The organism is Peribacillus sp. NPDC097284 (assembly GCF_044761765.1).
Taxonomy (GTDB): domain Bacteria; phylum Bacillota; class Bacilli; order Bacillales; family DSM-1321; genus Peribacillus.
Genome location: NZ_JBIWCZ010000005.1, coordinates 110,371 through 122,244 on the forward strand (window position 1 = coordinate 110,371; position 11,874 = coordinate 122,244).

The following is an 11,874-nucleotide window of genomic DNA, read 5'->3' on the forward strand; positions in this document are numbered from 1 at the left end:
GGTGAAACACTTGAGGAATTTAACAAACAAAGTAGATGTTCAGATAAATAGTAATAGATTATTGTCTGACATCCATAAATATGCACAATATGGAAAAAACCTTCAAGGTGGTGTGACACGACCTAGTTTCTCTATAGCTGACCAAGATGTACGAACTTTATTTATCCAAGAATTGGAAAGTATTGGATTAGAAGTAAACATAGATGGTGCCGCCAATATATGGGGAATAAAAAAAGGAAATCAAAAGAAAAAAGGCAGCATTGTTATCGGCTCCCATTTAGATTCTGTTCCCAATGGAGGGGAATATGATGGACCCTTAGGTGTTCTTATGGCAAAAGAAATAATACAAACATTGATTGACCATAATATTACGCTTAATCATGATGTTGAAATTGTCTCTTTTACTGCAGAAGAAACAAACGATTTTAATCTATCCACTTTTGGTAGTCGATCATTTGTGGGGAGCTTAACAGCTGACAAATTACAGAATATCTATGACACAAAAGGAAATTCACTTCATTCGGAACTTAAAAAAGTTGGCGGGGATCTTAATCAATTTGCAAAAATGGAGGAAATGCGAAAAAGTAAAAAGGTGTTTATTGAACTTCACATCGAACAAGGTAAGAGATTAGAAAGAAATAACATTGCCGTGGCAGTAATAGATAAAGTGGTTGGGACGTATCGAAGTAAGGTAAAAGTGATTGGAGAATCGAATCACTCTGGAACAACATTGATGGAAGATCGGAAAGATGCACTAACAGCTACAGCAGAAATGATTCTTTCAATCGAACGTTATTGTAATAACATTGACAATGGTGTAGTCGGAACGGTCGGTACATTGAATGTATCTTCAAATACAGCGAACATTATCCCCGGATTAGTTAACTTTATCTTTGAAATAAGAGGAAGTTCAGAAGAACAAATAGAGAAGGCGATACAAACAATTCAAGAAAGTTGGCAATCCATCGCTAAAAAAAGAAAAGTAAACGTTCACCAGGAAGTTTTCCTAAATCAAAAAACGGTTGTTTTAGATTACGACCTTGTTCACATCCTCCAGAAAACAGCACAGGAGATGTCAGAACCATATATGACTTTCTCGAGCATGGCCGTACATGATGCTGCACATATGTCAACAATATCAAAGTCAGTCATGATTTTCGTTAAAAGTATTGATGGAAAAAGTCATTGTCCAGAAGAATATAGTCATGCTGATGACATTGAAAAAGCCGGTAACCTAATGTTACAAAGCATCCTTAAGATTGATCAAGAACTAGTGTAACAATCCATTATATTTTAAGAATTAATAGGAGGATTCTCATGAATAAATTAACTTTAAAATTAGCAAAGCATTTAATTGCCGCAGCAGAACAAAAAGCAAATAACCTTAATCTATCTATGGTAATCTCTATTGTAGATGAAGGTGGAAATTTACTTGCTGTTCATCGTATGGATGACGCTTGGTTAGCCAGTATAAGTATAGCTCAAAACAAAGCTTGGACTTCTGTAGCATTAAAAATGCCAACATCAGCATTAGCCAATGCCACTACTCCTAATGCTGAACTATTTGGCTTAAACACAACCAATAATGGAAGAATAGTCGTTTTTGGTGGAGGAATCCCACTCGTTAAAGATGGAAAAGTCATTGGTGCTGTCGGCGTAAGTGGCAGTAGCGTCCCAAATGATATTCAAGTTGCCGAGGCAGCAATTAAAGCTTTTGAAGAACTAGCATTAGTTAGCAATTAGTATCATCACAAAAGTTCATGATATAACTATTTTAATTTTAACCGAGTATCTTTGGTTGTAATCGTCATAATAGCCATACTAATGTCTATGCAAGAGAACCAACCTTCTCTTCGCAACATTAAAATAATAAATAAGCTATATATTTCAAAAACACTCTATGATGCCAATTAAAAAAGCTACAGTGACAAAGACCTTATACCTTGTGAAAGATAAATTATACTAATGGTTCTAAAGAAATTGGATTATAAAGGTGCTATCCCAAAAATCATTATCATGACACTTGGGACAGCACCTTACTTTTTGAGAGTGTTTATAACATGTATTATGTAAACTGAATTGAATAAACATATTAGGAAACGAAACTACTCAAATTAGTTGATAAATTTATATATAATCTCAGAGTAGTTCCCACACTCAACGTCTCTTAAGTGATGAGAGTGGCATAAAATTAAGAATTAGAATAGTTTAACTCTAACTACTTATTAAGTTCTTTAAAGGTTTCATCTAAATTTAAAATCTTTATGTTCGACATAGCAGTATTGAATTTAGAAAATATTTTATTTCCATTTTTTACTATAATTATACCTTTAGTTCCTTCTTTATTATCAATTGCTTTTTGCAACCTATCCACAGCTTTATTTACAGCCATTGTATGGACAGTTCCACTCCAAACTTTAACATCAATTAGTATATCTTTATCAGCAATTTTATAATCATAAAAACTATTCTCACTTGGTGTTATATTAAATTTTCTATTTAACTGTCGTACAACTTCCTTTTCGAACGCGATGCCCTCATCAATCACTCTAGTCATATGATTTATAGGTAATATATCTTTTGAAGACTCCTTAAACCTTAAAATAAATGAAATTATTAAAGTTATAAGTGTACTTACGAGAAAAGTTAAAGAGATGATAGTTCTATCTAAATTTAATCCTATATTTAAACTAGAATTTATCAATAATGCTAATAGTGGTCCTAGTAGAGCAGTTGAAATAGGTAATAGATATACTGAAAATCCTCGCTCTTTTTCTGCTTTTATTTTTTCATCTTCATTTATTTCTAATTCCTTTAAATTCAAGATTAAAGAAGTAATTTGTTCAATAACTTTTTTTCTTTGGTTAACAGATAAAAAGTCTGTTTCTAATATCTTGGTGAAAACTGAATTAAGTATTTGCTCTTGCGAATATAAATCTGCTACCTTAATTTTAAAATCCCTGGACTTCCCTTCCATTAACCAATACATATCTCGTAGAGTAATTTCAAAATCTTCATTAACCATTCGTCTTATTAAAATCTTCACAATTTCTTCATTTGCATTAATAGTTCTTTCCTTCTTAGCTCCTATAGTCTGCTTATAAGTTAAAACGTATATTATTATTGATACCACTATTCCAGCGCCACTAAGTATGTAATCTTGCATCTCTTACTCTCCTACTCTTACTGACTTAAGAATCAAATCTTGCAATAAATAAATTATCCGTAGTTTTATTAATCATACTTTTTAAGTATAAAATGCTTCTTTCCCCAGTTCAGCCCATTTATTATATATGCATTTGACAAAGATCTGTAATTACCAAAATTAGCTTTATATTCAACACTAATTCTACCTTCTGGCATAATTAACATATTATAATCAATTTGTTCATCATTTAAAGATTTATTTGAACGAATCTATTCTCCTGTGTTGTAATCGGTAACGGCTACACTATCAAGCTCCTCTTCAATATATTTATCAACCCACTGAGTTGGGGGAACATTCTTATTGGCAAAACATTTACTAGCTGGTGTATGTATGTGTAAATCGGTCCTATACCATCTTGCACCCTTAATACTCAACATTTAAAATCCCCCTTTACTTCAACCTAATTCTACCAAACTTTCATAGTGTAGTAAGAAAAAACTTTCAAATATATATACGTTTTTCATTATCTTCCTTATACTACTTCTTGATTAAACTTTGTAACAGTTAATATTCTGGTTCCAACTACGTATATATTCTTACCCTTTAACGAGTTTCTTCTATTATATTGTCCTATTTTAAAAGTGATTTCCTAACTCTCCTATAAACAATAAATAGAAAATTTAAATTAAGATAAGTTTGCCTTTTGCTTTCTTTTAGCTCTTATAAGAGTACTCTTAGAAATACCAGTCATGTTTTCTACTTGCTTATAGGAATTTGTTTCTAATAACTGTAGCGCATGTTCAATCTGTTTCTTACTAAATTTATTCGGTCTACCTTCTCTAAAATCCTCACGTAGTTTGGCAATGGCTTTCCCTTCTTGAGTTCGTTCTACAATCATATCTCGTTCAAATTCGGCAAAAGCACTCATCACACTAAATATCAATTTTCCCGTTGGTGTATTCTCTACTAGACCCATATTCAAAATATGTACCTTGACACCTTTTTCAAACAAAGACTTTATTGTCTTGAGGGCATCCACCGTTGATCTCGCAAAACGGTCCAGCTTAGTAACAACAAGTGTGTCCTCAGCTTGCAATATAGAAAGTAATTCTTGAAATTGTGGGCGATCAGATTTCGTGCCTGTAAACTTCTCGGAATAGATTTTTTCACATCCTTCTTTTTCTAATGCTCGAAGCTGCGCTTCTAAATCCTGGCTGACTGTACTTACCCTTGCATACCCATATTTCATGTATTTCTTCCCCTTTTTACGCTTTATTTATGACCCTATATTATGACACCGAATAATACCTTGATATTACTACACTATCAAAACAGGGTCAATTCTTTTGAGTTATGCCACCAATCAAAAAAGCCAATTTAATTCATCTTGGATTATTCAATCAATTATGGAGGTACGTTTAATATATTTATATAAGGTCGATTCCCTAACTACAAAGATAAATACAGAAGTCAAAATAAGAAATACCAATTCTATCAAGATACGGAGGAAGGAAAGTTTTACAATAAAAATCGAACTACTCAACGCTACCTTTACCCATTTCAATTTTTTAACCGCCTTATGATTGGGCTTATTGAGAACCAAGTTCAAATGCTTATTGTTCAATAATCGGTCTATCTTCGAGTTTATTCAATATCGGTTTTTCGACAAATACAAAAAAGAGACAGGCACAAGTCCTGTCTCAAATACATATTTGATTATGCATGAAAATTCATACCGTCTGTTGTTGCTTTAATGACTCCCGTGCGGACGACGAAGTTTCCAAAGTGTTCGCCTTCTTGTCGTTCTTTTGCATAACGTGAAAGCAGTACACGCAATTCGCTTAATATTTCTTCTTCACCAATATTTTCGCGATACATTTTACTGAGTCGGCTGCCATCAAAGGCCGCTCCGAGATACATATTGTATTTGCCGGGGGCTTTCCCGATAAAGCCTATTTCTGCGAGGGCTGGACGGGCACAACTGTTAGGACAGCCCGTCATACGGATGGTAATCTCTTTATCCCGCAGACCATTTTCATCAACAATGCTCTCGATTTTCTCAAGTAAATCCGGTAAATAACGCTCAGCTTCCGCCATCGCCAATCCGCATGTGGGAAGAGCGACGCATGCAAGTGAGCTGCGACGGAGTGCTGAATAATGCTTGCCATCCGTCAAACCGTATTGTTCCATAAGTTCATTGATTTCTTTCTTTTTTTGACTAGAGACGTTGGCAATAATCAAATTTTGATTGGCTGTTAACCGGATATCCCCTGTATGGACTTTCGCGATTTCACGCAAGCCTGTCATCAGCTTGTAATCATCAAAATCGGCAATACGACCACTTTGGACAAACAGGGTATAATGCCACTTGCCTTGCACGCCTTTCACCCAGCCATAGCGGTCCCCATTATGATCGAAATGGTATTCCTTCGCTTCAGCCAGGTTCCAGCCAAGTCGGTTTTCCAGTTCAGCCTTGACCGTTTCAACCCCAAGTCGATCAACCGTATACTTGAAGCGGGCATTTTTTCGGATGGAACGGTTCCCATAATCCCGTTGAATCGTAATGACCTTTTCCGCCACATCCAAAATTTGGTCTGGTGTACAAAAGCCGATTACCTTGGCAAGCTGAGGATATGTCGCAGTGTCGCCATGAGTCATGCCCATGCCCCCGCCTATCGCTACATTGAATCCTACAAGTTTAGTATCTTCAACGATTGCTATGAAGCCTAAATCTTGTGAATATACATCGATGTCATTCGATGGCGGAACAGCGATTCCAATTTTGAACTTCCGTGGTAAATAAAGCGGTCCGTACATCGGTTCCACTTCTTCTACTTCCGGTGTTCCGACCACTTTCTCTTCATCAAGCCAAATTTCATGATAGGCCCTTGTTCGAGGCAATAGATAGTCACTCAACCTTTTTGACCATTCATATACTTCCGTATGTATCTCTGATTGATAGGGATTTGAGTTGCACATGACGTTTCGGTTCACATCACCGCATGCTGCAATCGTATCAAGCATGGACGCATGAATATCCTGTATCGTCTTTTTCATATTCCATTTTAAAATGCCATGCATTTGAAACGTTTCACGTGTTGTCAGCTTTAACGTGCCGTTTCCATATTTTTGGGCAAGTTCATCCATGACAAGCCACTGAGCTGGCTGGGCCACACCTCCAGGCATGCGTACACGGAGCATGAATTGATAAGCTGGTTCAAGCTTTTGTTTTTGTCGTTCATTTCGAAGATCCCGATCATCCTGCAAGTAACTGCCGTGATGCTTCATCAAACGATTATCATCATCGGGAATACCGGCACTTATTCGGTCTTGCATCACTTCCATGAGCGTTCCACGCAAGTAATTACTTCTTTCTTTTATCTCCTCGACGTCACTAGGCGGGCCGTCTGGTGCTTTTAGTATTGATTTTAATAAAGGATCCACCATATTATTTTATCTCCTTTCCGTCCGAAATCAGTATACATCTCGCTGATAGCGTTTTTCTTTTTGCATGTTGCTAAGATAGCTTACCGCTTCCTCATGGCTCATGCTGCCTTCTTTTTGGATAATTCCTATAAGGGTTTCATGGACATCATGTGCCATATTTTTCTCATCACCGCAAATATAAACAGCAGCACCCTCTTGCAACCAATTGAATAGCTCGCCACTATGTTCAAGCATGCGGTTCTGTACATATACTTTTTCGTCGGTGTCACGCGAAAACGCAACATCCATCTTAGATAACACACCTGATTTCAGCCACTTTTGCCATTCGGTCTGATAAAGGAAATCCGTCACGAAATGCTGATCCCCGAAAAACATCCACGATTTACCTTGTATTCCCGCTTCCTCACGTTCTTGCATAAACGAACGGAATGGAGCAACACCTGTACCTGGTCCTACCATAATGATTGGGGTGTCTGGATTACTCGGCAGCTTGAAATTTTGGTTAGATTGAATGTAGATTGGCAAGGTGTCACCTGGTTGTAACCGTTCCGCACATAATATAGAACAAACTCCATTTCGTTCACGTCCATACGTATTGTACCGCACTGTTCCGATTGTTAAATGGACTTCATCTGGATTCGCGGATAAAGAGCTCGCAATCGAATAAAGACGGGCCGGCATTTTCCGAAGAGTGGAGACGAACTCCTGTGCCGATTCCCCCCATTGACCAAAGTCGCGGATTAAATCAAGCAAATCTCTTCCTTGACGGTAGGCTTTTAGTTTTTCTTCATTTCCTGGTGACACTAGCTCCCGTAATTTTTCATTGCTTGAAAGCTGTGCCGCCTGTTCAAGAAGCGATTTAGTCAAAACAGTTATCTCCAAATGGGAGCTGAGTGCTTCTTTAAGCGAAAGAACATCTCCCTGTTTGTTTACGGTCACCTTTTCTTCAGGCTCCCACTCGATCTCTTCAAGAATAAGGTCTACAAGTGCAGGATCATTTTCTGGATATACACCAAGACTATCACCAGGCTCAAATGTGAGTCCAGAGCCTTCTAGCGACAACTCCAGATGACATGTTTCTTTATTTGAACCTCGGCCATTCAAATTCAAGTTTTCCAGAACTTCGGCTTTGAATGGATTTTTTCTTGAATATACGGATTCACCAACAACTGATTGCTCAGCAGGAGCAACAATAGCCGCTTCCCCGGCCTCACTTAAGCTCGCAATAACACCTTCTAGCCACTCCGTTGCAGGTTCATCATAATCCAAATCGCAATCAACGCGAGGATAAAGCCTTTTGCCACCAAGCTCTTCCAAACGCTCATCGAAGTCCTTGCCCGTTTGGCAGAAAAACTCATACGAGCTATCACCAAGCGACAACACGGAAAAATGGAGATCATCCAGTTTCGGTGCACGTCTTCCATTCACAAATTCATGAAACGTCAAAGCATTATCCGGCGGGTCACCTTCACCATGTGTACTAACTGCAATAAGAAGGTTTTTGACTTTCTTCAACTGATTCGGCTTGAAATCACTCATGGAGGAAACGGCTACTTGAAAGCCTTTTTCCTCTAACTTCTTAGCCGCGTTCTCCGCAATCCTTTGGGCGTTGCCTGTCTGGGATCCGTAGAGAATGGTCACTTCTTTTGATATTGTCTTTTCTTGTTGTTTAACAAGAAGTTCTTGCAGTGGTGCCTCTGTTATCGCAGAAAAAGACTGCGTCGCAGACAAATAACCGTTCAGCCAAACTTTTTGCGTTTCTGTCAAAGTTGGCAAAAGACGATTAAGAAGTTCTACTTGTTCTTGGTTAAACGGACTGTTCATTACCTGAAGTTGCAACGATTTCCACCTCGCAAAAGAATAATAACTATCATTTTATGTATAACGAATATTCAAATAATTATCGTTATAGTCGCATAACCTTTTATTCTAGTATACAAGCATAACAATAATGAAACGACATTTTTTCAATTCTATATATTTCTAGTTAAACTTTACCAGATGTAAAATCATTAGTAAAATATATATATGTTATTTAAACTATTAGGAATACTAATGATTAGGTGGGATATATTTGTATTACGATGCATTAAAAACGTTTGTAACCCTTGTCGAAGTCAAAAATTTCACAAAAACTGCCGATAGACTTCTAATGTCACAGCCCAATGTTAGTTTACATATAAAAAAACTGGAACAAGAGTTTCAGACAAAATTGCTTCTGCGATCGCCAAAATATATAAAAATCACCCCAACCGGAGAAATTTTATACGAGCGGGCAAAGCAGATGATCACGATTTACGAACAAACGAGACGAGACATCGAGGAGCGTCACAACACGATAAAAGGAGAATTAAAGATTGGTGCTAGTTTTACAATTGGCGAGTATATACTCCCCTCTTTACTCATCGATCTGCAAAATGACTATCCCGAACTCGAGCTTCAAGTCATGATAGGAAATACGGAAGAAATCGTTCAATCCGTCCAGTTATACAAAGTGGATATAGGCTTGATTGAAGGCCAGACCAATGAAAAGGAGCTTTCCGTGCACTCCTTCATGCAAGATGAATTATTTATCGTTTCCTCCAACAAACATGAACTAGCTAATAAAAAAGATCTAACGATATCCGACCTGCAAAATCAGGCATGGGTCACTCGAGAAGTAGGATCGGGTACCCGTGAATACCTGAACCACCTTATCCGTTCAAACGGGCTGAAAGTCAAGTCGCTCCTGACCATCAGTAGTAACCAAGGAATTAAAGAAACACTTATAAAAAATGGAATGGGTCTCTCTCTCCTGTCCCGTAGTGTCATAGAAAGAGATGTACAGCATCATATCCTTTCTATCTTACAGGTGAAAAATGAGACGTTTCCACGTACGCTTTCCTATGTTTACTCTCCTATTATGAAAGATAAGAAAAACGTTCAAACTTTTATAAGTTCGTTAAAACAAAAATGGCCAACACAATAAGAATCAAACGAAATATAAAGGGAGGAAACGTCATATAAGTATTAACTTCCAAATGCAACCTGTTCTTACTGGCATTGAAAAGTAATGTGAGTAATATACATCATGTAGTACTGTTTAATTTCAATTAAACGGGATGGATTAAGGAGGTAAATCATTGACGAAGCCGATTGATTTTACAGTGTATGCGGATAGAATACCTGAACCGATTCGAGCTGACGGTGCTGGTGCAACAGATCTCGGACCACGTGATATTTTACGAGCATTGGAAAATCCGGATATGCTTGTGCCCCCAGTGACGGATGAGGGAACTGTTCCGAATTTACGGTTTTCCTTCTCCGACACGAATATGGTTTTAAAGCACGGTGGATGGTCAAGACAGATTACAATACGTGAATTGCCGGTCGCCACGACACTTGCAGGAGTTAATATGCGTTTAACGCCAGGTGGCGTAAGGGAACTGCATTGGCATAAAGAAGTCGAATGGAGTTTTATGCTTGCAGGCAGAGCGAGGATAACCGCTGTAGACCAGAATGGGAAAAACTTCATTGCAGACGTTGGTGTTGGCGACCTATGGTATTTCCCACCTGGCATCCCCCACTCGATTCAAGGTTTGGAGGAAGGGTGTGAGTTTTTATTGGTGTTTGATAACGGGGCTTTCTCGGATTTAGACACCTTCGCAATCTCAGATTGGTTCGCCCATACCCCTAAAGAAGTTCTATCTGCTAATTTTGGTGTACCGGAAAGTGCATTTAAAGATATCCCGAAACAGGAAAAGTACATTTATCAAGGGGAAGTTCCCGGTCCAATCGATCAAGTAGCGATTCCAGATCCTTTCGGTACCCGGAATTTTACGCATAGCCTCCTTGGTCAAGAACCTGTTACATCTCCAGGGGGATCGGTCCGTGTGGCGGATTCCACCAATTTCCCCGTGTCGGAAAATATATCTGTAGCTCTTGTCGAAGTCTTGCCGGGAGCCATGAGGGAATTACACTGGCATCCGAATAATGATGAATGGCAATACTTCCTGACTGGCCAAGGACGGATGACCGGGTATGCAGCTGATGGAACAGCTCGTACGTTTGATGTAAGAGCAGGAGATGTTGGGTACATGCCGTTCTGCTTTGGACATTATATCCAAAATACAGGCAGCGAGACGCTTACGTACCTAGAAGTATTCAAAAGCCCCAAATATGCCGATATTTCATTAACACAGTGGATGGCATTGGTTCCTAAAGAAATTGTGGAAAGTAATTTAAATGTGGGATCTGAAGTGTTGGACGCATTAAGGAAAAAGAAATGGGAAGTGGTCAAATTCCCGGGATATACGTACAATGATTTCGAATAATGATTAGGAACCTTTCAACTAACAAATACGATTACTTCTTCGAACTGGGTCCCTTTAATAAAGGAACCCTGTTTCTTCTTGTTAGAACGCTCTGTTTCTCTCGAACGCCTGGTGATTTACTTTCTCACTATACTTGTAGGTGGATCTGTTGCTTCGTTAAATGAAGTACTCCAGGAGTCTATTCTCGATAGCCAAACCATTTTTCTTAAGTTTCACAGGAAATAGAGCCCAAGCAGGTTCGCTACGGCTCTATTTTTTCACTTTTACATTTTTTCTGGATTTCCTGTCCTGAACATCATTCACCCGCTTGATCACTCTATCAGGCAGGGTTTGAGCCAATCGCTTCAGAACAAACGAACAAGCTTCTGCTGCTATCCATGCATACAGAATACTGAAAACCGCTATGAGAAATAAGGATGGAAAATGAAAAGACGTACCAAAGCCTGGGCCTAACACAGGAAAGCGGAAAATGAAAAGAATCGCTATGATTCCCATAAATAAGGTAACTCCCGACAAGAAAACAACCATTAGCCTTGTTTTCGACTTATAGAAGGAAACACCAAGTACCCATCCTAGAATACCCGTTGTGAAGGAAAAAATAAGTAGTTCGCTAGGCTGGATAAACAATACCAGAAGGATTGTCACAGAATAAGAAAGAAATCCGTATCTGACCGATACAATCGTTGCTAAACATATAGGTAATGTCGTCATCGCACTTACGACAAAACCAATGCCGGGCATATATCCCCCTGCTGATTGAAATATGGCTGCAAACGAACTTAATATCGCGGTGAGTATTAGTTTAGTGGTAGGTAACCATTCCGTAAAGTCACGTTTGATTTCAAAAAAAGGATGCTGCCAATACTGTACGGCTATACTTTTTACCCTCTTCAGAAATCCCACCTCCATCAAATAGTAACCTAACCTTATACTATTCACTGTTTTATCTAAAAATCACTGGATATC

Annotated in this window: 10 protein-coding genes; 4 read left to right on the forward strand and 6 right to left on the reverse strand. The window is 38.3% G+C overall.

Features of this window, described 5'->3' with window-relative positions; translation table 11 throughout:
• Window position 1 precedes the first annotated feature (1 nt).
• Both ACIQXU_RS12185 and ACIQXU_RS12190 read left to right on the forward strand, forming a co-directional pair.
• The gene (locus ACIQXU_RS12185) at window positions 2-1,279 is read left to right on the forward strand and encodes a Zn-dependent hydrolase (RefSeq protein ID WP_402989586.1); all 1,278 of its coding nucleotides are present in this window, start codon (window positions 2-4) and stop codon (window positions 1,277-1,279) included.
• A 38-nt stretch (window positions 1,280-1,317) separates the two neighbouring features.
• Window positions 1,318-1,743, forward strand: coding sequence for a GlcG/HbpS family heme-binding protein (locus tag ACIQXU_RS12190; protein WP_402969145.1), 426 nt, complete (start codon window positions 1,318-1,320; stop codon window positions 1,741-1,743).
• Between the two features lie 475 nt (window positions 1,744-2,218).
• Here the strand turns inward: ACIQXU_RS12190 and ACIQXU_RS12195 are convergent, their stop codons facing one another.
• The 5 genes from ACIQXU_RS12195 to ACIQXU_RS12215 all read right to left on the reverse strand — a co-directional run bounded on the left by ACIQXU_RS12195 (window position 2,219) and on the right by ACIQXU_RS12215 (window position 8,434).
• The gene (locus ACIQXU_RS12195; protein WP_402989591.1) at window positions 2,219-3,166 is read right to left on the reverse strand and encodes a hypothetical protein; all 948 of its coding nucleotides are present in this window, start codon (window positions 3,164-3,166) and stop codon (window positions 2,219-2,221) included.
• A gap of 251 nt (window positions 3,167-3,417) precedes the next feature.
• Window positions 3,418-3,585, reverse strand: a complete 168-nt coding sequence (locus ACIQXU_RS12200; RefSeq protein ID WP_402989596.1) for a hypothetical protein — start codon at window positions 3,583-3,585, stop codon at window positions 3,418-3,420.
• Window positions 3,586-3,833: 248 nt separating this feature from the next.
• Window positions 3,834-4,397, reverse strand: a complete 564-nt coding sequence (locus ACIQXU_RS12205; protein ID WP_402989599.1) for a recombinase family protein — start codon at window positions 4,395-4,397, stop codon at window positions 3,834-3,836.
• A 467-nt stretch (window positions 4,398-4,864) separates the two neighbouring features.
• A complete protein-coding gene (gene cysI, locus ACIQXU_RS12210; protein ID WP_402989602.1) occupies window positions 4,865-6,595 on the reverse strand; it encodes an assimilatory sulfite reductase (NADPH) hemoprotein subunit in 1,731 nt (576 codons plus the stop codon).
• A 27-nt stretch (window positions 6,596-6,622) separates the two neighbouring features.
• A complete protein-coding gene (locus tag ACIQXU_RS12215) occupies window positions 6,623-8,434 on the reverse strand; it encodes an assimilatory sulfite reductase (NADPH) flavoprotein subunit (RefSeq protein ID WP_402989605.1) in 1,812 nt (603 codons plus the stop codon).
• 235 nt (window positions 8,435-8,669) lie between these two features.
• Here ACIQXU_RS12215 and ACIQXU_RS12220 point away from each other — a divergent pair, with 235 nt between their 5' ends.
• Window positions 8,670-9,563, forward strand: a complete 894-nt coding sequence (locus tag ACIQXU_RS12220) for a LysR family transcriptional regulator (RefSeq protein ID WP_402989607.1) — start codon at window positions 8,670-8,672, stop codon at window positions 9,561-9,563.
• 154 nt (window positions 9,564-9,717) lie between these two features.
• Complete coding sequence (locus tag ACIQXU_RS12225) at window positions 9,718-10,908, forward strand: oxalate decarboxylase family bicupin (RefSeq protein ID WP_402872514.1); 1,191 nt, start codon at window positions 9,718-9,720, stop codon at window positions 10,906-10,908.
• 249 nt (window positions 10,909-11,157) lie between these two features.
• Here the strand turns inward: ACIQXU_RS12225 and ACIQXU_RS12230 are convergent, their stop codons facing one another.
• Window positions 11,158-11,817: a YybS family protein gene (locus ACIQXU_RS12230; RefSeq protein WP_402989610.1), complete on the reverse strand. Its 660-nt coding sequence runs from the start codon at window positions 11,815-11,817 to the stop codon at window positions 11,158-11,160.
• Window positions 11,818-11,874 lie beyond the last annotated feature (57 nt).

Excerpts from the sequence above, each read along its gene's own strand:
- ACIQXU_RS12205 (WP_402989599.1), bottom strand. The coding sequence starts at position 4,397 with ATGAAATATGGGTATGCAAGGGTAAGTACAGTCAGCCAGGATTTAGAA.
- ACIQXU_RS12230 (WP_402989610.1), bottom strand. The coding sequence starts at position 11,817 with ATGGAGGTGGGATTTCTGAAGAGGGTAAAAAGTATAGCCGTACAGTAT.
- ACIQXU_RS12195 (WP_402989591.1), bottom strand. The coding sequence starts at position 3,166 with ATGCAAGATTACATACTTAGTGGCGCTGGAATAGTGGTATCAATAATA.
- cysI (WP_402989602.1), bottom strand. The coding sequence starts at position 6,595 with ATGGTGGATCCTTTATTAAAATCAATACTAAAAGCACCAGACGGCCCG.
- ACIQXU_RS12190 (WP_402969145.1), top strand. The coding sequence starts at position 1,318 with ATGAATAAATTAACTTTAAAATTAGCAAAGCATTTAATTGCCGCAGCA.
- ACIQXU_RS12200 (WP_402989596.1), bottom strand. The coding sequence starts at position 3,585 with ATGTTGAGTATTAAGGGTGCAAGATGGTATAGGACCGATTTACACATA.